Annotated in this window: 16 protein-coding genes; 7 read left to right on the forward strand and 9 right to left on the reverse strand. The window is 74.0% G+C overall.

The features are described from left to right. Positions 1-10: 10 nt before the first annotated feature. Both B0I33_RS00370 and B0I33_RS00375 read left to right on the forward strand, forming a co-directional pair. Positions 11-688, forward strand: coding sequence for a lytic polysaccharide monooxygenase auxiliary activity family 9 protein (locus tag B0I33_RS00370; RefSeq protein WP_106176466.1), 678 nt, complete (start codon positions 11-13; stop codon positions 686-688). An 87-nt stretch (positions 689-775) separates the two neighbouring features. Then, positions 776-2,392: a cellulase family glycosylhydrolase gene (locus B0I33_RS00375; RefSeq protein WP_106176467.1), complete on the forward strand. Its 1,617-nt coding sequence runs from the start codon at positions 776-778 to the stop codon at positions 2,390-2,392. A gap of 49 nt (positions 2,393-2,441) precedes the next feature. Here the strand turns inward: B0I33_RS00375 and B0I33_RS00380 are convergent, their stop codons facing one another. After that, a complete protein-coding gene (locus B0I33_RS00380) occupies positions 2,442-5,060 on the reverse strand; it encodes a glycoside hydrolase family 9 protein (RefSeq protein ID WP_106176468.1) in 2,619 nt (872 codons plus the stop codon). Positions 5,061-5,587: 527 nt separating this feature from the next. On the opposite strand from B0I33_RS00380, the gene B0I33_RS00385 reads away from it, so the two are divergent. Continuing rightward, entirely contained in the window at positions 5,588-8,530 is a 2,943-nt protein-coding gene (locus B0I33_RS00385) for a glycoside hydrolase family 48 protein (RefSeq protein WP_106176469.1), read from the forward strand. A 180-nt stretch (positions 8,531-8,710) separates the two neighbouring features. Further along, a complete protein-coding gene (locus tag B0I33_RS00390; protein ID WP_106176470.1) occupies positions 8,711-9,742 on the forward strand; it encodes a LacI family DNA-binding transcriptional regulator in 1,032 nt (343 codons plus the stop codon). Between the two features lie 22 nt (positions 9,743-9,764). Here the strand turns inward: B0I33_RS00390 and B0I33_RS00395 are convergent, their stop codons facing one another. From B0I33_RS00395 to B0I33_RS00410, 4 genes are all read right to left on the reverse strand, one after another. Beyond that, entirely contained in the window at positions 9,765-10,805 is a 1,041-nt protein-coding gene (locus B0I33_RS00395) for a permease (protein WP_106176471.1), read from the reverse strand. Positions 10,806-10,970: 165 nt separating this feature from the next. After that, the gene (locus B0I33_RS00400; protein ID WP_106176472.1) at positions 10,971-11,315 is read right to left on the reverse strand and encodes a TfoX/Sxy family protein; all 345 of its coding nucleotides are present in this window, start codon (positions 11,313-11,315) and stop codon (positions 10,971-10,973) included. Between the two features lie 48 nt (positions 11,316-11,363). Beyond that, complete coding sequence (locus tag B0I33_RS00405; RefSeq protein ID WP_106176962.1) at positions 11,364-12,455, reverse strand: DUF222 domain-containing protein; 1,092 nt, start codon at positions 12,453-12,455, stop codon at positions 11,364-11,366. Between the two features lie 138 nt (positions 12,456-12,593). Then, positions 12,594-14,324 carry a BCCT family transporter gene (locus B0I33_RS00410; RefSeq protein ID WP_106176473.1) on the reverse strand — a complete coding sequence of 577 codons (1,731 nt, stop codon included), beginning with the start codon at positions 14,322-14,324 and terminating at the stop codon, positions 12,594-12,596. A 192-nt stretch (positions 14,325-14,516) separates the two neighbouring features. Here B0I33_RS00410 and B0I33_RS00415 point away from each other — a divergent pair, with 192 nt between their 5' ends. Continuing rightward, positions 14,517-15,119 carry a peptidase inhibitor family I36 protein gene (locus tag B0I33_RS00415; RefSeq protein WP_106176474.1) on the forward strand — a complete coding sequence of 201 codons (603 nt, stop codon included), beginning with the start codon at positions 14,517-14,519 and terminating at the stop codon, positions 15,117-15,119. 98 nt (positions 15,120-15,217) lie between these two features. Here the strand turns inward: B0I33_RS00415 and B0I33_RS00420 are convergent, their stop codons facing one another. The 3 genes from B0I33_RS00420 to B0I33_RS00425 form a co-directional block, all read right to left on the reverse strand. Further along, on the reverse strand, positions 15,218-18,049 hold the full coding sequence (locus B0I33_RS00420; RefSeq protein ID WP_181193126.1) for an AfsR/SARP family transcriptional regulator: 2,832 nt from the start codon (positions 18,047-18,049) through the stop codon (positions 15,218-15,220). 155 nt (positions 18,050-18,204) lie between these two features. After that, the gene (locus B0I33_RS29795) at positions 18,205-18,447 is read right to left on the reverse strand and encodes a type 2 periplasmic-binding domain-containing protein (protein ID WP_181193127.1); all 243 of its coding nucleotides are present in this window, start codon (positions 18,445-18,447) and stop codon (positions 18,205-18,207) included. A gap of 233 nt (positions 18,448-18,680) precedes the next feature. Next, positions 18,681-19,283 carry a LysE family translocator gene (locus B0I33_RS00425; protein ID WP_146147433.1) on the reverse strand — a complete coding sequence of 201 codons (603 nt, stop codon included), beginning with the start codon at positions 19,281-19,283 and terminating at the stop codon, positions 18,681-18,683. A 121-nt stretch (positions 19,284-19,404) separates the two neighbouring features. On the opposite strand from B0I33_RS00425, the gene B0I33_RS00430 reads away from it, so the two are divergent. Next, positions 19,405-20,211, forward strand: a complete 807-nt coding sequence (locus B0I33_RS00430; protein WP_106176477.1) for an enoyl-CoA hydratase-related protein — start codon at positions 19,405-19,407, stop codon at positions 20,209-20,211. Positions 20,212-20,220: 9 nt separating this feature from the next. Further along, the gene (locus B0I33_RS00435) at positions 20,221-22,314 is read left to right on the forward strand and encodes an AfsR/SARP family transcriptional regulator (RefSeq protein WP_106176478.1); all 2,094 of its coding nucleotides are present in this window, start codon (positions 20,221-20,223) and stop codon (positions 22,312-22,314) included. Positions 22,315-22,434: 120 nt separating this feature from the next. Here the strand turns inward: B0I33_RS00435 and B0I33_RS00440 are convergent, their stop codons facing one another. Beyond that, positions 22,435-22,950, reverse strand: a complete 516-nt coding sequence (locus tag B0I33_RS00440; protein ID WP_106176479.1) for an ATP-binding protein — start codon at positions 22,948-22,950, stop codon at positions 22,435-22,437. Positions 22,951-23,241: the final 291 nt, after the last annotated feature.

Below are 23,241 nucleotides of genomic sequence, written 5' to 3' on the forward strand. Positions count from 1 at the left end.
GAGGAAGACGATGTCGTTGCCGAGACCACGCGGGCGCGGGACGCCCGCCCGGCGAGCGATGGCGGTGCTCGCCGCGACCGCCGCGGTGACCACGGCGGCACCGGCCGGAGTCGCCGGCGCACACGGTTCGGCCACCGACCCGCCCGCGCGCAACTACGGCTGTTTCGACCGGTGGGGCCACCGGTTCCAGGCCCCGGAGATGGCCACGGAGGACCCGATGTGCTGGCAGGCCTGGCAGGCCGACCCGAACGCGATGTGGAACTGGAACGGCCTGTACCGCGAGGGCGTCGGTGGTGACCACCGGGCCGCCATTCCGGACGGCCAGCTCTGCAGCGCCGGGCGGACGCAGGGCGGCCGGTACGCCGCCATGGACGCCGTGGGCGAGTGGAAGGCCGTCACCAAGGACAACCGCTTCTCCGTCAACGTCCACGACCAGGCCTACCACGGGGCGGACTACTACCGGGTCTACCTCACCCGGCAGGGTTTCGACCCCACCACGCAGGCACTGGGCTGGGACGACCTCGAGCTCGTCGCCGAGGTCGGCGAGACCCCGCCCGCCAACGACACCCTGATCCCGGTGGACGCGGGCGACCGCACCGGGCGGCACATCGTGTACACGATCTGGCAGGCGTCCCATCTGGACCAGTCCTACTACTTCTGCAGTGACGTGGTCTTCACCGGCCGGTGAGGACCGTCGATGCCCGGGTGCTCCGCCGATTCCGCGGAACACCCGGGCATCGCGCTGTCGGTCCCTTCCCTGATTGCGAGGTGTTCGATGACAAGACGACGTTCGCTGGTGGGCACCGCCCTCGTGGCCCTGCTGGCCGGGTCGGTCCTGACGGCGCCACCGGCGGCGGCCGCGACCGGGTTCCACATCGAGAACGGACGGCTCCACGAGGCCAACGGAAACGAGTTCGTGATGCGGGGGGTGAACCACCCGCACACCTGGTTCCCCGGGGAGACGGGGGCGTTCGCCGACATCAAGGCACTGGGCGCCAACACGGTGCGCGTGGTGCTCAGCAGCGGTGACCGGTGGACGCGCGACGACCCGGCCGACGTGGCGAACGTGGTGTCGCTGTGCAAGGAGAACCGGCTGATCTGCGTGCTTGAGGTGCACGACACCACGGGGTACGGCGAGCAGAGCGGAGCGGCCACGCTCGACGCGGCCGTCGACTACTGGCTGAGCGTCCGCGACGCGCTGCTCGGCCAGGAACGGTACGTCATCGTCAACATCGGCAACGAACCGTATGGCAACACGGGATACGCCGCCTGGACGCCGGACACCATCGACGCGATCCAGCGGCTGCGCTCCGGCGGCCTGGCGCACACGCTCATGGTGGACGCGCCGAACTGGGGACAGGACTGGTCGTTCACCATGCGCGACAACGCGGCGGAGGTGTTCGCCGCGGATCCGGACCGCAACACGGTGTTCTCCGTGCACATGTACGGCGTCTTCGACACCGCGGCCGAGGTCCGCGACTACCTCGGCCGGTTCACCGGAGCGGGACTGCCGATCGTGGTGGGCGAGTTCGGGCACGACCACTCCGACGGCGACCCGGACGAGGACGCGATCCTCGCGCACACCAGGTCGCTGGGGGTCGGCTTCCTCGGCTGGTCGTGGAGCGGCAACAGCGGCGGCGTCGAGTACCTCGACATGGCGGCGAACTTCGACGCGGCCGACCTGACCCCGTGGGGAGAGCGGATCTTCCACGGCCCGGACGGCATCGGGGAGACCGCCCGCGAGGCCACCGTCTACGGCGGCGGGCAGGGGGACACCACGCCACCGTCCACTCCGGGCACTCCCACTGCGGGCGCGGTCGCGGCGGAGAGCGTGACGCTGTCCTGGGCGCCGTCGACCGACGACACCGGGGTCGCGGGCTACGACGTCGTGCGGCTCGACGGGCCCGCGGAGCGGCGGGTCGCCTCGGCTACGACGACCTCGGTCACCGTCGGCGGGCTCACCGCCGCCACCGAGTACACCTTCGCCGTGTACGCGCGGGATGTCGCGGGCAACCGCTCCGGCCGGTCCGAGCCGGTGACCGTGACCACGCGGCCTGGTTCCGGCGGGTCCGCGCCGTGCACCGTCGGGTACCGGGTCGGAAACCAGTGGCCGGGCGGGTTCCAGGCCGAGCTGACCGTGCGCAACGACGGTTCCGACCCGATCGAGGACTGGACACTGCGGTGGACGTTCGCCGACGGGCAGCGTGTCACGTCCCTGTGGAACGCCAGGGTCACCCAGACCGGGGCGCGGGTCAGCGTGACCGGTGAGCCGCACACGGCGGTGATCCCGGCGGGCGGCTCGATCGGCTTCGGCTTCCTCGGGACGTGGACCGGTGGCAACACCGACCCGGAGGATTTCACCCTCGACGGGACGGCGTGCGCCGTGCGCTGACCGGCGCGTGGGTGGCCTGCCCGGGAGGACAGGCCACCCACCTCCCCGGTCACGCGCAGTCGGTGCCGTTCACGGTGAACGCCTCGGGCCGCGGATTGCTTCCCTGCCACGTTCCCTGCAGGCCGAAGCGCGCCGACCCGCCGGGCGCGACGGTCGCGTTCCACGCCACGTTCTCCGCGGTGACGGCCGTCCCGGCCTGCGTCACCCGTGCGTTCCAGGCGCTGGTGACCCGCTGGTCACCGGCGTACTGCCAGGACGCTGTCCAGCCGCGCAGGGGTTCGATGCCGGTGTTGGTGACGGTCACCTCGGCGACGAAGCCGCCCGTCCACTCGTCCCGCACGCGGTAGGACACGGAGCAGGTGCTCTCCTCCGGGCTTTGCTGCCCCGCCGCCAGGTCGTCGGTGAACGACGCCATCCAGGCCAGCGGGGCGTTCCAGTTGATCGTCACCTCGTTGGTCGCCCACGAACCGATGTCGTCGATGTAGCACATCGCGGGTGCGCAGCCCGCGAGGTGCTCGGCGGCGACCGGATCCTGGATCCCGGTGTTCGGACCACCCGCCAGCGAGCCCGCCGGCGGGTTCGGCAGCGAGGCGTCGACCTGGTTCGCCCAGAACCGGTGGTGCTGGTTGCGCGCGTCGTGCTCGCCGTAACCGGTCACATAGGACTGGTTCAGCGCGTTGCGGCCGAGCAGGTAGTCCCACCCGGTCAGCACCGCGTCGGCGAACTCGGCGCGCCCGGTCAGGTCGTACGCGGTCGCGAGGACGACCATGTTGTTGAGCACCTGGCTGTTGGATCCCCACACGTACTCGTAGCCGGACGGGGCGTAGGGCACGCCGTAGGCCTCGGCGGTCGCGGTCGCGGCGTACCGCTGCGCTCCCTGCACCACGGCGTCGCGGACGAAGGTGAGCCGGTCCGCGGGCAGCTCGCTCGGCACGGTGGCCAGGTTGAGCATGCCCAGCGCGGCCACGGAGGCCCAGCCGAAGCCGCTGTCGGTGAAGACCTCCGTGTCGTGGTGCCGGGAGGCGGCGACCTCCGCCCAGTACTCGTCGGAACCGGTGGTCAGGTACAGCTCCGCCGCGGCCCAGTAGAACTCGTCGGTCACGTCGTTGTCGCTGTAGGCGCCGCCGCCGGTGCCGTCGTTCGGATCGGCGTAGCGGTCCGGATTCGCCTTGGCGGCGTCCCACGCGGTCTCGGCCGCGCCGAGGCAGCGGGCCGCGAAGCCGGGATCGTACTCATCGAACAGCCGGGCGCACTGCGCGCCGACGGCCGCGAGGTTCAGGGTCGCCGCCGTGGACACGGGGTGCAGTTCACGCAGTTCCGGGTCCTCGTGCGGCAGCAACGGCAACCCCGTCCAGTTCTGGTCGTGCACCTTGTGGTGCGCCATCCCTGCCTGCTGGTGCCCGGCCGGTACCTGCATGCGCAGCAGGAACTCCACCTGCCACCGCGCCTCGTCGAGCACGTCGGGCACGCCGTTGCCCCGCTCGGGGATCGCCAGCGAGCCGTCCGCCAGTTCCGCCGGATCGCCGCCGTCGGCGTGCAGTGCCCGCTCGTAGGTGCTCATCACCTGCGCGGCCGAGATCCCGCCGTTGACGACGTACTTGCCGTGGTCACCGGCGTCGTACCAGCCACCGCGGACGTCGAGGGTGTAGTCGCAGACCCCGGGCTGGCAGGGCACCTCGATGTCGCCGCGGTTGGGAGCCACCTGCAGGTGGCCCGCGGGCCGGGCGTACTCGTCGCCGACGTACTCGGCCTCGATCTCGGCTCCGCTCCGCTGGTGGTAGAAGAAGGCCAGCGCGTCGGTCCGCAGGGCGGAGTAGACGTCCTGCCGGATGTCGAACGGGTGGCTCGTCGCGCCGTCGGCGGTCAGGGTGTACCCGGTGCCCTCCTCGCGGAAGCCGCTGAAGTCGATGTGATGCGTCGGCTGGTTCGAGGTCGGGTCCGTGCCCTGCGGGCGGCTGGTGCCCTCGGCGACCACGGTGCCGCCGGCGTCGGCCAGCCGCCACGCGAACGGCTCCGCCGCGTCGCTCACCACGGTGGCGTGCTTGGGCCCCGAGGGCAGGTAGCCGACCTGGTTCACCCGGACGCGGGGCCCGGTGTCGGGCTCGTACGGCGGTGGTGCCTCCCCGCCGCGGAGCGAGACGTCGTCGAGGCAGAAGGTCCACGGCTCGGCGCTGCCGCCCACCTGGAAGGCGACCTGGGCGGCGTCCGTGGCCAGGTTCGACGTGAAGCTGTAGCGCAGCTCCGTCATGTCGGTGCCGAGCGCGACCCGTTCGGACAGCGCCGTCGTGTAGGGCTCGGCGGACAGCTGCACGTTGGTGCTGATGGTCGTCGGCACCGACGCGCTCGCGGTGAAGGAGAGTTCGTAGGCTTCGCCGTCCGCCAGCGTGATGCCGTTCTGGGCGATGATGGCGTCCCACGGGTTCACCGTGCCGCCGGTGACGTCGGCGCACAGCCTTCCGTCCACCACCTCGGCCGGTGCGGTCTCGGTGTGCCACCAGGGTTGCAGGCCCGCGGCGAAGTCACCGTTGCTGACCTGCTCCGCCGGTTCCTGGGCGCCGGCGACGGGGGCCAGGCCGCCGAACGCGGGCACGGTCAGCGCGGTGACGACAAGGGGGACGAGCAGGGGGACGAGCAGTGTCGTGTTCGGACGACCTCGGGGTCGGCGCATCGCGGTTCCTCTCGACTCGGCGGGAATGTGCTGTGACGCCACACCGGCGAACCCGGAACTGTGAGCGCTCCCAGCAGGCCGGCTCCCGAAAGGCTTCCGCCGTCGGGCCCCGGTGTCAACCGGCAACAGAACCGAAGGGTGGCGTGTGTGCTGGCACCCTTCCCCTCGCGGGCGAGGGCGAGTAGAGTCTGGGAGCGCTCCCATAGCCACTCGCCATGGCGGGCGGCGATGTCCTCGGCGAGGAGGAAACCGTGCCCCTGCACCGTCGTGCGCCAGCGTTCTCCGCACCGTCGTCCACCGCGAAACCCCTGCCCGGTCTCGTCTCCGTCGGCGCCGTCCGCTCCGTCCGTGCCGCATCCGGTGCCGCGGCGCGCGCCGGGCTCCCCGGCGCCGGGTCCTCGCCCGCCCGGGCGAGGAGCTGACCGCACGGTCCGGCACCCCTCGAGTCCCGGTCCGGGGCGGTCGCCGCCAGGGCGCCGCTCACGGACCGGTCCCACCCAGTCCCCGCGCAGACGAGGAGGACCCCCATGCGATCCCGACGACGTGCCCGGCCCCTGCGGGCGGGCCCCGTGTCCGCACTGCTCGCGCTGACGGCGCTGACGGCGCTGACCGGTGTCGCGACGGTGAACCCGCTTCCGGCTTCGGCCGCGGCGGTGCAGTGCACTGTGGACTACCGCGTGGTCAACGAATGGGACACCGGTTTCGGCGCCGGCGTCACGATCCGCAACGCCGGTGCGGAACCGATCGACGGCTGGGAGCTCACCTGGACGTTCCAGGACGGCCAGCGGGTGACCGACCTGTGGAACGGCACGGTCAGCCAGGACGGCGGCGCGGTGAGCGTCCGCAACGCGGGCTGGAACGCCACGATCCCCGTGTCCGGCTCGGTGGAGTTCGGGTTCAACGCGGCCAAGTCCGGCGCCAACCGGGCCCCGGCCGACTTCGCCGTCAACGGGACGCCGTGCACCGGGCCGAACGAGGCGCCGGACGTCCGGCTCACCGCGCCGGCCGACAACGCCACGTACACCGTGCCCGCGGCCATCGACCTGCGCGCGGACGCCACCGACGGCGACGGCACCGTGAGCAGGGTCGAGTTCTACGCCGGTACCGAGCTGCTCGGTACGGACACCTCGGCTCCGTTCGAGTACACCTGGACCGGTGCCGAGCCGGGCCGTTACTCGGTCACGGCCAGGGCCCACGACGACGGGGGCGCGTCGGCCACCTCCGCGCCGATCGCCGTCCAGGTGCTCGGCGCACCCGCGATCCGGGCCACTCCCTCGGAGGTGAACCTCCGGCAGGGCACGACGGCCACGCTCGACGTCCGGCTCGCCACCAGCCCCGCGGCGCCGGTGACGGTGACCGTCGAACGCACGTCGGGCAGCGCGGACCTCACCGCCACGCCGACGGCACTGTCCTTCGACGCGGGCAACTGGAGCAGCCCTCGGCAGGTGACCATCGCGTCCGCGGACAACGGCGGCGCGCCGGCCTCCGCCACCTTCACCCTGTCCGCTCCCGGTCACGCCGAGGCGACGGTCACGGCGACCGAGCTCGATCCGTCCACATCGGATTACGAGACCGCGTTCCTCACGCAGTACCACAAGATCAAGGATCCGGACAGCGGCTACTTCCGCCAGTTCGGTGACCTGCTCGTGCCGTACCACTCGGTGGAGACGCTGATCGTCGAGGCGCCCGACCACGGGCACCAGACGACGTCCGAGGCGTTCAGCTACTATCTGTGGCTCGAGGCGGCGTACGGCCGGATCCAGGGCGACTGGGAGCCGTTCGTCGCGGCGTGGGAGTCGATGGAGACCTACCTCATCCCCTCGGCGGCGGACCAGCCGACCAACGCCGCCTACGACCCGGGCAGCCCGGCGACCTACGCGCCGGAGTCGCCGAGGATGGAGGACTATCCGGTGCCGCTGGACAGCGGGGTACCCGTGGGATCGGATCCGATCGCGGACGAGCTGGCCGCCACCTACGGCACCGACGACATCTACGGCATGCACTGGCTGCTGGACGTCGACAACACCTACGGTTTCGGCCGCTGCGGCGACGGGACGACGGCGCCCGCGTACCTGAACACCTACCAGCGGGGGTCGTCGGAGTCCGTCTGGGAGACGATCCCGCAGCCGTCCTGCGACACCTTCGCGTTCGGTGGTCCGAACGGGTACCTGGACCTGTTCGTCGAGGACGCCCAGTACGCCCGGCAGTGGAAGTACACCAACGCGCCGGACGCCGACGCGCGGGCGGTGCAGGTGGCCTACCTGGCCAACCAGTGGGCGACGGAGCAGGGCAAGGGCGCGCAGATCGGCGAGGTCGTGGAGAAGGCGTCGAAGATGGGCGACTACCTGCGGTACGCGATGTTCGACAAGTACTTCAAACGGATCGGCGACTGCGTCGGCGCGGCGGCCTGCCCCGGCGGGGCAGGCAGGGACAGCCAGCACTACCTGATGTCCTGGTACTACGCCTGGGGCGGGGCCTACGACACCTCCGCGGGCTGGGCGTGGCGGATCGGGGACGGCGCGGCGCACCAGGGCTACCAGAACCCGATGGCCGCCCACGCGCTGGCGAACGACCCGGCGCTGCGCCCGGACTCGCCGACCGGGGCCCGGGACTGGGGGCGGAGCCTCGACCGGCAGCTGGAGTTCCTGCAGTGGCTGCAGTCCGCCGAGGGCGGCATCGCCGGCGGGGCCACCAACAGCTGGGACGGGCAGTACGGGCAGCCGCCCGCCGGCTCGCCGACGTTCTACGGGATGTTCTACGACTGGCAGCCGGTGTGGCACGACCCGCCGAGCAACCGGTGGTTCGGCTTCCAGGTCTGGGGGCTGGAGCGCGTCGCCCAGCTCTACGAGCAGACCGGGGACGAGCGGGCGAAGCGGATCCTGGACAGGTGGGTGCCGTGGGCGATCGCGCACACCACGGTCGGGGAGAACGGTGAGTTCGCCATTCCCTCCGACATGGAGTGGAGCGGCGCGCCGGACACCTGGAACCCGGACGATCCGGGCGACAACGGGAATCTCCATGTCGACGTGGTGAGCACGAGCCAGGACGTCGGGGTGGCCGCGGCCTACGCCAAGGTGCTGCTGAACTACGCCGCGGCCTCGGGCGACGGCGAGTCCCGCGCCGTGGGGGAGGGCCTGCTGGACGCGCTGCTGGCGCACACCGACTCGATCGGCATCGCGACCGAGGAGACCCGCACCGACTACGCCAGGTTCGACGACGAGTACGACCCGGCTTCGGGCGAGGGCACCTACGTCCCTCCGGGGTGGACCGGGCAGATGCCCAACGGTGACGACATCGGACCGGACTCGACCTTCCTGTCGCTCCGCTCGTTCTACCAGGACGATCCGCAGTGGCCGAAGGTGCGGGACTATCTGGACGGTGGGCCTGCGCCGACGTTCACCTACCACAGGTTCTGGGCACAGGCGGAGATCGCGACGGCCTTCTCCACCCACGTGCGGTTGTTCGGCTGAGTACCGGACCGCCGCCCGAGTGACGCGGTGGTCACGCGCGCCTGCCGTGCGTGACCACCGCGGGTGCCGCACCCGGCCGGTGTGATGCCCCTAACGGAGCACGTCGGATCGTTTCGTGAGCGTTCCCAGTACGATGAGTTCGCGGTGGGGAACGACGAGTCGATCAGGGGAGCGTGCCGTATGCCGGGGTCAGGCCGGGTCCGAACGGCAGGGCGACCGACGCTGGAGCAGGTCGCCGCGGAGGCGGGCGTTTCGCGCGGCACGGTCTCCCGGGTGGTCAACGGGTCGCTCGAGGTCAGCGCGGGCACACTGAAGGCGGTCCAGGATGCGATCCGGAAGCTCGGCTACGTGCCGAACCAGGCAGCGCGCAGTCTCGTGACCCGGCGTAGCGACACCGTGTTGTTCGTGGTGTCGGAGTCGGAGGCACGGGTGTTCAGCGAGCCGTTCTTCGCCGCGCTCGTCCGCGGGCTCAGCCAGGAACTGTCGGCGACCACCCTCCAGCTGAACCTGATGATGGCGAGCACGGCGCGGCAGCACGAGCGGGTCGAGCACCTCGTGCGCAACGGGCACGTGGACGGCGTCGCGCTCATCTCCCTGCACGGCGACGATCCGCTGCCCCGCAACCTGGCCGCGGCGGGCGCGCCGGTGGCCCTGAGCGGGCGGCCGATGTCCGGTATGGACGGCGTTCCCTACGTCGACGCCGACAACCTGGGAGGCGCGCGGGCCGCGACCGAGTACCTGTACCAGCAGGGCCGCCGCCGGTTCGCCACGATCAGCGGGCCGCAGGACATGGCCGCGGGCATCGACCGGCTCGCCGGGTTCCGCTCGGCGCTGAAGGGGCGGCGCGGCGTGACCAGGCTGGTGGCTCAGGGCGACTTCGGTCAGGCGAGCGGGGAACACGCGATGCGCGAGCTGCTGTCCCGCGACCCCGGGATCGACGCCGTGTTCGCGGCGAGCGACCTCATGGCGGCGGGTGCGTTGCGGGAGCTGCGCGCGGCGGGCCGCCGGGTGCCCGACGACGTCGCCGTGATCGGTTTCGACGACTCGGACGTGGCGCGCAACACCGATCCGGCGCTCACCAGCGTGCGCCAGCCCGTGCACGACATGGGCAAGGAGCTGGCCCGGCTGCTGACCACCCAGATCGACCGGCCGGGGCAGGAGCTCGCGCCGGTGATCCTGCCGACCGACCTCGTGTGCCGCGAGTCGGCCTGAGCAGGACGGCCCCGGAACAGCGTCAGGACAGCACCGTCAGCAGCGCGGCCGAGGCCGCGCCCGCGGCCGCGACGCCGCCGCCGACCACCGTGGTGACCCGCCAGCCGAGTGCCCTGCCGACCATCACCATGGACGGCAGGCTCACGGCGGGCAACGTGATCAGCAGCGCCCCGCCGATCGCCGGGGCGGCTCCCGCCGTCGCGAGCGCGAGCAGAACCGGGATCTCCCCCGCGGTCGGGATCACGGCGAGCGTGCCGAGCACGGCGGCCAGCGCGACCGCCGCCAGCACGGGGACGCCCGCGCCGTCGGCGAACGGGAACAGCCAGCCCCGCAGCGCGCCCACCGCGAACACGAGGATCGCGTACTCCGGGATCAGCACGACGGCGAAGCGGGCCAGCGCACCGGTGAACCGCCTGCCCGCGGGCTCCGGGGGCAGGCCTGGGACGCCGTCGAGCCCGGCCGGGTGGCCGCCGCGCGCGAGCCGTCCGGCCAGCGCGGACACACCGGCGACGAGCAGCGCGCCGACCGCCAGCCGGGTGGCCGCCCACTGCCAGGGGCCCACCAGCAGCAGGAACGCGAGGACGAACGGGTTGAGGACGGGGTTGCCGAGCCAGTAGGCGACCGTGGGCCGCAGGCCGGCGCCGCTGCGCCGCAACGCGTTGACGATCGGCGCGGTGCAGCAGGTGCACATCATGCTGGGCACCGCCAGCAGCGCGCCGTTGACCGTCCGGCCCGGGCCGAGCACCCGGCCGACCCAGTCACGCGGGAGGAGCGTCTCGGCGGCCGCGCCGATCACGACGGCGGCGACCAGCGCGGGCCACACGGCCTCGCCGTAGCGCACGAGGAAATCCCAGCCCGCACGCAGGCTCGGCCCCTGCCCGGTGTCCAGCAGCGAGCCGCCCTCCCACGTGTGCGTGCCGAGCAGCGTGGCGGTCTTCGCCCCGTACGGCAGCCACTTGACCAGCAGCAGCGCGACGGCCGCAACGGCGGCGCAGAGCAGCACGGCGACGGCGGGGGAGAGGGCACGGCGCGGGTGCGGGGCGGTGTGGGCGGGCTGAACCATGGCGCGCTACTACCCGCTCCGGCCCGGGCCCACACGTGCCGCCTCCGTGGCCCCGGCCACACCGTCCCCGTGTGCTTCGGTGTCATCGGCGTCGGGTGGGCGCGCGGACGCGCGGACGGGTTTCGGGTGAGTGGTCTCGCTCTGGGTGCGCGCGTGGACCGGCGGTCAGGAGCGGGCGTGCTTCGCGGGCAGGGTCCGGGCGAAGGACACGCCGCGCGCGACCCACTGCTCGAGCCGGGGCGCGGTGCGCACCGCTTCCCGGTCCACCTGCAGCCACCCCCGCATCGGGCGTCCGTGCATGACCATCGGCCGTACGTGGGTGTCGTCGGTCAGCGCCGCGGACTGTGCGGGATCGACCCGGACGAGGAGCCCGCCCCGCGAGGCGGCGGCCACCGCCATGTTGCCGTGGACGAGGAAGGCCAGGCCGCCGAACATCGGCCGCTCCGCGAGCCCGTCCTCGTCGGCGACCAGTTCGCGGACGCGGTCGGCCAGGTGCCGGTCGTAAGCCATGGCTCAGTGTCCCCGGAACCGGCCGCCAGGACCAGCGGGTGCGGCCGGTCAGGCGCCGTGCACCCGCCCAGGCCCGCGAGTGCCGCGTTCGGTCCCGCGAGTGCCGCGTTGGGGCGGGCGGGTGCTGTACTCAGGTCCGCGGGTGCTGCGTTCGGGTTCGTGAGTGCTGCGTTCGGTCCCGTGAGTGCTGCGTGGGGGCACGGAGTGCTGCGTTGGTGCGGGCTGTGTGGTTCGCGTGTGCGGGTCGGTGACGGCTGTCCGTGTCCGCGGCCTGTGCACGTGTGTTTGCGTCGTGCGATGCGGACACGCGTGCACAGATCGCGGACACGCGTGCGCAGGCGGCGGACACGCGTGCACAGATCGCGGACACGGGTGCACAGATCGCGGACACGCGTGCGCAGGCGGCGGACACGGTGGTTGGTCAGGTGCGGAGTTCGCGACATAGACGTGGATGTCGGCTTTCGGGCCCGCGGGCAACCCGGTGCCGGACAGCAGGGTGTCGGCCAGCACGTCGGCGCGTAGCTGATCCAGGGTGCGCACCTCCCCACCAACGCGGAGTTTGCGCGCGGTGTGGTCGAGGCGGGCGTAGATGCTGCTGGCCACCTCCACCGGCAGGTCGGCGACCAGGGTGGCCATGCCGTCCTCGCCGTGGATCAGCTCCACCCGCCGCTCAGCCCGGCGGCGCCGGGCCCGCTCAGCAGCACCCTCGGGGTCGACCCGGTGGACCTGCCGGTGCACGGCGGCGCGCAGGTTCGGCGGGTTCTTGCCCGCCAGCTTCTCCGCCATGCGGGCATCCACCTCCCTCGCTTGTTCGTCGGTCAGGCAGGCGGTGGGCTCGTGCACCTTCGACGCCTTGTATGCGTCGATCTCGCCCCGGGCCAGAGCAGCGAAGGTCTGCGGCAGGCGGGTCACCTCCGCGTCGGCGAGGTCGAGTTGCCGGGCGGCGGCCCGCTCGGTCACCGCCAGCACCAGCGCCACCTCCTGCGGCACATCCCGCGCCCGGCCCCGCAACCGGCGATACTCCGCCAGCGTCTCCAACAGCAGCGCTTGGTAGCGCGCCACCTGAGCGGCGAACTCCTCAGCCCGGCGCAGCAACACCTGACCCGACTGCGCGACACCGGGAACCACCGTGTCCGTCATGAACTCTCCCCAGTAGAAGTGATCACCACCGACACTAGCGATGTAGCGAGTCAGGTGCACCAATCACACGGGTGGAGCCAACGCTACGGAAGGTCACCACCTCGACAATCCTTTGTGGACAACACTGGGAGCCGGTAGTCACGATCGGCGCAGCAGGCGCCTCTTCCGGTGCCGCTCCTCGGTCCGCTCCTCGTGGATCTCCTCGAGGGACCGCATCATCGCGTCCTCGTGGATCATGAGCGGGTCGTGGCGCAGGTCGCGGTAGAGCGACACGCACAGCGCGACCATGACGAACAGGAACGGCACCGCGACGAGGATCGTCAGGTTCTGCAGGCCGGTCAGCGCGTCGTCGCCGCCGACGAGGAGCATGACGGCGGAGACCGCTCCCATCAGCACGCCCCAGAAGATCACGATTCTCCGGTGCGGGTGCACGGAGCCTCGCTGCGACAGCGTGCCCATCACGACGGAGGCGGCGTCGGCGCCGGAGACGAAGAAGATGGACACCAGCAGCATCACGATCACCGCGATCGGCAGGAACCAGGGCAGCGTCTCCAGCAGGGCGAACGTGGCGGCCTCCGGCCCGCCCGCACCGGCGATGTCCACTCCGGACCGTTGCCGCTCGATCGCCGCGCCGCCGAAGATGGCGAACCACAGCAGGCTCACCGCGCTCGGCACCGCGATGACGCCGCCGATGAACTGCCGGATCGTGCGGCCGCGGGAGATCCGGGCGATGAACATGCCGACGAACGGTGTCCACGAGATCCACCACGCCCAGTAGAACACGGTCCAGCCGGCGAGCCAGTCGCGCATCTCCTCGCCGCCGGTCACCCCGGCCCGGCCGGACATCTCGGCCAGCTCCCGGAAGTAGTCGCCGATCGCGTTCGGCACGAGGTTGAGGATGAGCACGGTCGGGCCAACCACGAGCACGAACACGGCGAGGACGGCCGCCAGCACCATGTTGATGTTGGACAGCCACTGGATGCCCTTGGCCACACCGGACACGGCGGAGGCGACGAAGGCGACCGTGAGCACCGCGATGATGGCGACGAGCAGCCCGGTGGCCGGGCTGTCGATCCAGCCTGCGGCGCTCATGCCGCCGCCGACCTGCAGTGCGCCGAGCCCCAGCGAGGCCGCCGAGCCGAACAGCGTGGCGAAGATGGCCATCACGTCGATGGCCTTGCCCAGCGGGCCTGCGCTGCGCCGCCTGCCGATCAGGGGCTCGAACACCGCGCTGATGAGCTGGCTGCGCTGCTTGCGGAACGCGCTGTAGGCGATGGCGAGGCCGACGATCGCGTAGATCGCCCACGGATGCAGCGTCCAGTGGAACAGCGTCGTCGCCATGGCCGTGTGCACGGCCTCCGCCGAGTTCGGCGCCGCGCTGCCCGGCGGGGGCGCGGCCAGGTGCGCGACCGGCTCGTACACGCCGAAGAACATCAGGCCGATGCCCATGCCCGCGCTGAACATCATCGCGACCCAGGACACCGTGCGGAACTCGGGTCCCTCGCCGTCGCGGCCGAGCGGGATGCGACCGTACCTGCTGACCGCCAGGCAGAGCGCGAAGACGACGAAGGCGCTCGCGCCGAGCACGAACGCCCAGCCGCCGTACGGGATGACGGCGTCGTTGAGCAGCGTGTCCGCCACGGCAGCGAGGCTGCCGGGCGACGCGATGCCCCACGCCACGATCGCGACGGCGAGGACGCCGGCCACCCCGAACACCACGCGGTCGGTCTCGGCGGGGCGGTCCGCACCGCCCTCCCCGGCAGGCTGGGGCTCGCCCCGGGCGGCGGCGGTCTCCTCTGGGGCGTTCGCTCGCCGGCCGTCCCCCGTCGCGGACGCGGCCGACCCGAGCTGATCGGAGTCTGCGGACATGGCGTGCGCGCCTGACGCGCGCCCTCCTTCCTGCCGGTGACCGATGCGCGAACATCGTAGGTGCCCGCGCTCTCCTGGCCGCACCCGGACCAGCGGGCTTCCGTGGAACTCCAGCCGGTGTGCAGCGGTTCTGCAGCGCCCGCCGCCAGGTTGGAAGCCGTTGTCCGAACCAACCGAAGGAGCGACGACGACATGCGGAAACTGCAGCGTGCGATGGCCGTGATCGGCACGGGCGCGGCCATCGCCGCCGGCCTGGCCACCGCGGCCCAGGCCACCACCGGCGCCGGGGACACCGGCAGGGCGGCGGGCGAGCGGGCGGGTGCGACCGCCGAGTACAACGGGAAGGTCATCGACCTCTCGCAGGGGTGGCAGGGTGCCACCGTCTGCGTCGAGCAGGTCTCGGGCCCCGTCGACTTCCGGTGCTACGACGACCTGCCCACCTACCGGGAGGCCGAGGGGCTCGCGCGGGCCGACTCCGGCTTCGGCACCCTCGCCAAGTCCGACTGCCCGTCCAACAACCTCTGCCTGTGGGCCAACAAGAACTACCAGGCGGCCATGGTCCGGTTCGTCCGCGCGGGCACCCATCACCTGGAGGATGTGGACTTCCGCGACAAGGCGACCAGCGTGTACAACCGGCGCTCCTCGTACTCCGCGCTGATCGACTTCCGGTCGTTCCCGGTGCAGGACCGGGTCTTCAACCTCCGGAACGGCGGGTCCATCGCCGACCTGGGCCTGATCGCCTACCCGGGTGGCGGCCACTGGAACAACAAGATCGACGCCGTCCGTCTCCACTGACGGCCGTGGTCCACGGTGGGCGGGGCGCCGCGCGGCGCCCCGCCCACCGGCGCGCGACGGGGCGTTCCCCGCGGTCCCTGCCGCGGGGAGCCGCGGCCTCACCGGGCGGGGAGCGCGGCGGACGCCGTCCCCAGCCGCCCGAGCAGCCGCCTGCCCGCCGCGACCTCCGTGTCGCTGCCCGCCTTCCGGAACACGGTCATCGCCCGCTCGACCGACGCCGCCGCCCGCGACCCGTCGCCGGTGTCCGCGTACACCTCACCCAGCGCCAGCAGGGTGAAGGCGACGCAGCGCTCGTCGTGCATGCCCTCGAACGCCGCGAGCGCGCGGTGCAGATCCGCGAGTGCCGCGGTGGCGTCGCCGCGCCGGACGTGCAGCCCGCTCCGGTCCCGCAGCACGGCCGCCTCCCGGTGCCGGTCCCCGGTCTCGCGCGCCAGCCGCAGCGCCTCCGTGAACCACGCGCCCGCCTCGTCGTCGCGGCCCTGCGCGAGGCGGATCATCCCGACGCCGTTGCGGATCTGCGCCTCCACCGGCCGGTCCCGCCCGGCGAGCAGGTCCAGCGCGGCGACCGCGTGGCCGAGCGCGTCGTCGAACCGGCCGGTCAGCCGGAAGGCGGTGGCCAGGCCCGCCAGCGCCGTCGCCTCGCCCCGCTCGTCGCCGCACGCGTGGAACAGCCGCCGCGAACGGCGCAGCGTCCGCGTGGCCGCGCCGAAGTCCTCGCGGTAGATCCGCACCTGCCCGAGCCCGCGCAGCAGCGCGGCCTCACCGCGCCGATTGCCCGCCGTCACGACGGCTCGCAGGGCCACCTCGTGCCCGCGCTGCCAGTCGTCGTGGTTGCCGCGGTGGTCGTAGTAGGGGACCACCGCCGTGGCGAGCTCCCACGCCAGCTCGTCGAGCCCCCAGTCGGCGGCGAGCGCGACCGCCCCCAGCAACGGGATCCGCTCGGTGTCGAACCAGGCGAGCGGGCACGGCAGCAGCGGCCGTTCGGTCTCCCGGCCGGGCGGGACGCGGAGCGCGGACCCCCGGCCCGCCCCGAGCACGCTGCGCGGCAGCCCCTCGTTCGCCTTCTCCGCGAGGTGCAGCCACGCGCCGAGCACGCGGGCGACCGCCCGGGCGCGCGCCTCCGGCGGGTCGGCGTCGGCGGCCTTCACCGCGTAGTCCCGCAGCAGGTCGTGCAGCCGGTACCGGGCCTGCCCCACGGCGTCCGTGCCGACCACGGTGAGCAGGCTGGCGTCCAGCAGCTCGTCGAGCGCGTCGTCGGCGTTCCGCTCGCCGAGCAGGGGCCCGATCACCCAGCCGGGGAACGTCTGCGCGCCGAGCAACCCGAGTGACCGGAACGCGCGCGCCGCACGGTCGGACAGCATGCGCACGCTGACCTCGAAGCTCGCGCGGACGCTGGTGTCGCCGACCCGCAGCTCGCCGATCCGGCGGGACTGGTCGGCGAGCCGGTCGCGCAGCACCCGCAGCGACCAGCCGGGCCTGCCGGCCAGCTTGGCCGCCCCCACGCGGATCGCCAGCGGGAGGTAGCCGCAGAACCGCGCGATCGCGTCGGCCTGGTCCGGCTCGTCCTCGACGCGGTTGGCGCCCGCGACCCTGGCCAGCAGCTCGCGGGCCTCGTCCGGGCGGAACACGCCGAGTTCGAGACCGCGGGCGCCCGCCAGGTCGGTGAGCCGGTGCCTGCTCGTGACGAGGACGGCGCAGTGGGCGGTGCCGGGCAGCAGCGGCCGCACCTGGGTGGCGTCGGCGGCGTCGTCGAGCAGCAGCAGCGTTCTCCGCTCCGCCAGGTGGGAGCGGTACAGCGCGGCGCGTTCGTCCAGCCCTTCGGGGATGGCCGCGCCGCGCACGCCGATGGCGCGGAGCAACTCCGCCAGCATCGCCGACGGCGGGCGCGGCTCCGTGGACGTTCCGGCGAGGTTGAGGTAGAGGGCACCGTCGGGGAACAGCCCGGCCGCGGCGTGCGCGGCCCGTACGGCCAGCGCCGACTTGCCCACCCCGGGGGCGCCGACCACGACCACCGGCGGATGCCCGGGATCGGCGAGCAGGCGGGCCAGCGTCGCCAGCGCGTCCGCCCGGCCGGTGAAGTCGGGAACGTCCCGGGGCAGCTGCCGCGCGGGCGGCTCCCCGCCCTCGGCGCCGGCAGGCCCGCCGGGCGCGGCCGCCGCCCGCCCTGGCGTCGCGTCGAGCGCGGAGTCGGCCCGCAGGATCCGTTCGTGCAGCGCGCGCAGCGCCGGGCCGGGGTCGACCCCCAGCTCGTCGGCCAGCAGCCTGCGGGTGTCGTCGAACACGGCGAGCGCCTCGGCCTGCCGCCCCGCCCGGTACAGCGCGAGCATCCGCAGCTCGCGCAGGTGTTCCCGCAGCGGGTGCTCGCGGCTGAGCCGGGACAGCTCGGGCAGGACGGAGGCGTGCTCGCCGAGCAGCAGGCGGATCTCCAGCAGCTCCTCCACCGCGGCCAGCCTGCTCTCCTCCAGCCGGGCCCGTTCGACGACCACCGGCCCGGCGTCGAGGCCACCGAACGCGGGGCCGCGCCACAACCCGAGCGCGGCGTCGAGCGCCTTCCCCGCCAGCGCGGGCTCACCGGCGGCGCGGGCTGCCCGCGCCTGCTCCAGGTGCCTGCCGAACACCCAGCTGTCCAGCTGTTCCGGAGCCAGGCGCAGCCGGTAGCAGTGCCCCGCCGACTCGACGATGTCGCCGGAACCCAGGCGCCGCAGCACCCGCCGCAGGTCGCCGACGTACTTCTGGACGAGGTTCACCCCGCTGCGGGGCGGGTCGCCGCCCCAGACCACGTCGATGATGGTCTCGCGGTCCACCCGTCGTCCCGCGTGCAGCAGCAGCGCCGCGAGCACGCGGGACCGCTTGGCCGCGCCGAACCCGATCTCCTCCGTCCCTCGCCAGCCGGCGATCGGCCCGAGTACCCCGAACCGGACCTCCGTCACGGTCGTCCCCCCGATCCCTCGCGCGCCGCGCGGGCGCCCCGTGGTGTCCCACGGACGACGCTGCCACGAACCGCGCGCCGGCGGGGGCGGGTTTTCGCGCGATACCGCGGAATTGAGGGAGATCACACGGACGCGGGACGGCCGGGAGGGCGGCGTCAGCCCGGCGGCCCGGGGAGTTCCAGCGCCCGGTCGGAGCGCCGCGCGGCCCGTTCCACGATCCGCCGCAGCCAGCGGTGCGCCTCGTCGTGCTCCCTCTGCTCGTGCCACCACAGGATCTCCACGATCGGCGGTGGATCACCGGGGCGGTCGAGCAGCCGCAGGCCGGAACGGCCCGCGAAATGCCGCGCGATCCGGCCGGTGCCCACGACGACGTGCGGCGTCGCCGGGTAGCTGTCCACCCGCAGGCCCCAGCGCAGCGGGACTTCGTGCGCGACCTGCTCGGGCGGGCGCCGAGGTCAGGGAGTTCGGCACCGTGGCGGACGGCACGGACCTCTCCCGCGCCCGCACCTCGGCGAGCGGGCACCGTTCGGCGGCGTCAAGGGCAGCGGCATGGGCCGCGCGAGGGGCGCCGAGGGTCTCCGCGAGTTCATGGACACCCACGCGGTCGGCTTCCCCGGGTGAGCCCGGCCGCTCACAGCCAGAACGTGCCGATCGTGCTCGCCGCGAGCAGCGCGAGCACCTTGTTGAAGCGGGACCAGTGCCGGTCGGCGAGCCGGGTGCGCAGCGCCGCGCCGAAGAGGACCCAGACGCTCGCGGCGCACCACACCACTCCCAGGAACCACGCGACGCCGAGCAGGTCGACCGCGCGCCCGCCCGGGGCGTGCGGCCCGAGGAACCCGGAGACGAACGCGAGGCTGGCCAGCCAGGTCTTGGGGTTCGCGAACTGCAGCGTGGCGAACTGCCACCAGCCCGGCACGGCCCCGGCGCCGTCGGCGGACGCCGGGCGTCCCGAGGACCGCCACAGCCGGATCGCGAGCCACAGCAGGTAGAGCGACGCGCCCACGGTGAGCGCCAGCCGCAGCCAGGGACTGCGCGCGACGAGTGCCCCGACGCCGGCGCCGCTCACCGCGATGATCGCGGCGAACCCGGTGGTCATGCCGAGCAGGCCGGGCAGCGTGCGCAGGTACCCGACGCGCGCGCCGCTCGCCGCGAACAGGACGTTGTTGGGGCCGGGCGTCACGGCCATGACGAACGCGAGCGCGGTGACGGACGCGAGCCACCCGAGCACGGACATGCCGTCAGCCTGCGCAGCCGCGCTGACGGATCGCTGACGACCCCGCACCGGACGGCCACCCGTCAGCCACCTGTCAGCGGCGGCCGCCACCCTCGTCCCGACACCGACCAGGGAGACGCCGATGACCGTGCGGGTGACCACGGTGGACTCGATCGCCACCGTCGTGATCGACCGGCCGGAGAAGCTGAACGCGCTCGACTACGCCACCATCGACCGGCTGCGGCGGGTGCTCGACCAGTGCGAGGCCGACCCCGGCACGCGCGCGGTGATCCTCACCGGTGCGGGGGACCGCGCGTTCAGCGCGGGCGCCGACCTCACCGACCTCGCCGGGAGCATCCGGGGCGGCGCCGACCGGGCGCTGCGCGAGGTGGTCGCGCGCGGGCAGGGGCTGACCCGGCGCATCGAGAACTTCCCGAAACCGGTGCTCGCCGCCGTGAACGGGATGGCGCTGGGCGGCGGTTGCGAGATCACCGAGGCGGCGCACCTCGCGGTGGCCGCCGACCACGCGACGTTCGGCAAGCCCGAGATCACGCTCGGCTTCCCGCCCCCGTTCGGCGGCTCGCAGCGGCTTCCCCGGCATGTGGGCCGCAAGGTGGCGCTGGAGCTGATCCTCACCGGCGACCGCGTCGACGCCCACCGCGCGCGGGAGCTTGGGCTGGTCAACGCGGTGGTGCCCGCCGCCGCGCTCGCGGACGCGGCGAGGGCGCTGGCGGACCGGGTCGTCCGGCACGCGCCCACCGCGGTCGCGGCGTGCCTGGCGGCGGTCACCCGGGGCATCAACGTGCCCATCGACGAGGGCCTGGCGATCGAGGCCGCGTGGTTCGCGACCACGGTGCCCACCGATGGGGTGCGGGACGGGCTCGACCGGTTCCTGACCGGCCGCCGGTCCCGGCGCGACACCGAGGGGAACGCACCCGCCCGGGCGTAACATGCGGCCATGAGCGGCCGCTCCAGCCGAGGGCACGCGCCGGGACCGGTGCGCCCGCGCTTCCTCGTCCTCGGCCCGGTGGCCGTCGCCCTCGGTGACGGCCACCGGGCACCGGCGCCCCGGGACCAGGTCGTCCTGGCCGCGTTGCTGGCCCACCGCAACACGGTCGTCCCGGCGAGCCGCCTCGCCGGCTGGGCCTGGCCGGAGCGGGATGCGCCGAGCCGCAACGCGCTGCAGGCGAGGATCTCGCGCCTGCGCGGGCTGCTCGGTCCCGGCCGGGCCGCCGGGCTGGAGTTCCGCTCCGGTGGCTACCGGCTGCGCGTTCCGGCCGGGGAGGCCGACGACGACCTGCTGCGCGACGCGGTCGACCGGGCCCGGTGGCTGCTCGGGGCCGACCAGCCGGTGGCGGCGGGGGAGGTGCTGACCGCCGGGCTCGAGCTCTGGCGAGGTGAGCCGTACGCGCCGCACGGGCAGGCACCGTTCGCCGCGACGGCGGTGGCGGCGCTGCGCGAGCTGCACCGCACGGCGCGGCTGCTCCGGTGCGCGGCGGCCAGGGAGGCGGGCGACCTGGACGGCGCCGTCGCGGCCGGCCGCCTCCTGGTCGAGGAGGACCCGCTGTGGCCGGGCGGCAGGGCGGAGCTGATGCGCGCGCTCGACGCCGCGGGCCGCCGCGCCGAGGCCCTCGACGTGTACGAGGCGGGACGGCGGCTGGTCGCGGAGGCCACCGGGCTGGAACCGGCCACGGAACTGCGATCCCTGCAGCAGCGCATCCTCCGCGAGGAGCGCAGCAGGGCACGGACCCGGCTCGCCGGTCCCGGCGTGCTGGATCCGCTCGGGATGCTCCGCTGGCTCGCCGAGGCCGGTGACGTGGAACCCGCGCTGCGGCTGGGTGTGCGGTGCGCGTGGGGCTGGTGGCTGACCGGTGACCGGGCCCGGGGCCGGTCGCTCATCCACGAGCTGCTCGTGCGGTACCGGAATGGAGGCTGCTCCGACCGCACGCTCGACCTGCGCGCCAGGGCGTGGGCGGGAGCGCTCAGCGTGCACGACCGGGACCAGCACCGGGCACTGCGCGACGCGCGGGACGCGCTCGCGGCCCTGGGCACGTCGTGGGCGGGCACCGACGCGCTCGCCGCCGTCCTCGTCGCCGAGCGTCACCACGAGCGCGGCGAGCGCGCGGCGGCGCGGGAGCTGCTGGGCGGCGCCGTGCGCTCGCTGCGCGCGGCGGACGACGTCTGGGGCCTCGCGCTGGCCGAGCTTGTCGAGGCCCGCGGCCTGCTGCTGAGCGGGTCCTGCGACGCGGCCGACCGGGCCGCGACGGCGGCGCTGTCCCGGTTCGAGCGGCTGGCGGACCCGGCGGGCCAGCTCGCGGCGCTGGACGTGCTCGGGTACTCCAGCGAGGTCCACGGCCGGTACCGGGCGGCGGCCCGGCACCACCTGCGTGCGCTGGAGTACGCGGTGCACGGGGACTGGCCGCACGCGCGGGGCAGGCAGCTCGCCCGGCTCGGCAGCGTCCTCGGCCTGGCCGGCGACCCGGAGGCGGGTCGCGCCCGGCTGACGGAGGCGCTGGCGCTGGGCCGCGAGCTCGGGTCGCACCAGCTGGCCGCCTACGCGCTGAACGGCCTGGCCGTGGTCGACGTCCGCACCGGGACACCGGCCCGCGCCCGGCACCGTCATCGCGAGGCGCTCGGGTGGTACCGCGACACCGGGTCGGGATCGGGGGTCGCCTTCACCGCCGCGGCCCTCTCGCGCGTGGTGGGCGACGCCGCCGAGCGCCGGTCGCTGCAGCGCGAGGCGCTGCGGGCCGCGCTCGGCACCGGTGATCCCCGCTCGGTCGCCTACGCGCTGGAGAGCGCCGCGGTGACCGCGCGCACACCGCTCGACGTGGCGACGCTGACCGGCGCCGCCCGCGAGCTGCGCCGCCGGACCGGCCGGGAGCTGCCGCCCGGTGAGCAGCCCGACCTGGCGCGCGCCGCTGGGCGGGCGGCCGCGGCGGCGGGCGCCGACTTCGAGCGCCACGCCGGTGCCGCCGCGGGGACGGTCGCCCGCGGTGACGACGCGGCGGTGTACGCCCTCGCCGCCACCGTGCTCGCCCCCGCCGGGTAGCGGCTCCCGGCGCCGCCCGGCACCCGCGGGCACCGGCACTGTCCCTTGTGGCCGGTCGGCACGTCGGTCCGGGGACCGTCACCCGCGGCCGGGCCTGGTGGGCGGCCGGTCCGGACGGGCTCAGGCCGGTGCGGTGGAGAAGCGCGCCCAGACCCGCTTCCCCGTGCCGGTGGGCGTGCAGCCCCAGTCGTCGGCGAGGGCCGCGACGAGCCGGATTCCGCGTCCCCGCACGGCGCGGCTCTCGGCAGGCCGCAGCACCGGGGCCGTGCTGGAACGGTCGGCGACGGTGAGGACCAGCGTGCCCCGGTGCAGCCGCACGGTGAGGTCCGACGCCGACCGCGCGTGCTCGAGACTGTTGGTGACGAGTTCCGTCGCCACCAGGGCGATCTCCTCGATCCGGCGCCGGGGCAGCGCCCAGCCTGCGAGCACGCGCCGCACGAAGTCGCGGGCGCGGGTCACCGAGGATGGCTGGGGTGGAAGCCCGGGCAGGACCTGCGCCTCCGCGGGCCCGCGGCCCGCCCGGGCACGCCGGGCGAGGACGTCGCCGGTGGAGCGGCCGGTGCCCGTCCCGTGCGCAGGGACGTCGCGAGGCGGGGACTGCCCCGCCGCCGTCGCGCTGTGGTGGTGCGGAGTCACGTCCGGTGATCACTCCTTCCCTTCCGCTCCCACGGTAACGCGCCGCCGGTGCCGGCGCCGGACAGTGGAGCGGTGGCGACCGGAGGTCCATTGTGGTGACGCGACTGTGGTCTCCGCCACGCGCGCGCTGCAGGTGCCCGACCTGAGATTCACGAATAGCGGTGCTAGTGTTCGGTCCACTGCGGTTGAGCAGCCAGCCGCGCCCGCGAGGTGTGGGCACGATGTGGGGCCATTCGCAGTCCTTCTCTCCAGCGCGCCGGTGACGGTCGCGCGCCTCGCGGGGTCGGGTCG

This window comes from Prauserella shujinwangii, from assembly GCF_003001955.1.
GTDB classification, from domain to species: Bacteria; Actinomycetota; Actinomycetes; order Mycobacteriales; family Pseudonocardiaceae; genus Qaidamihabitans; species Qaidamihabitans shujinwangii.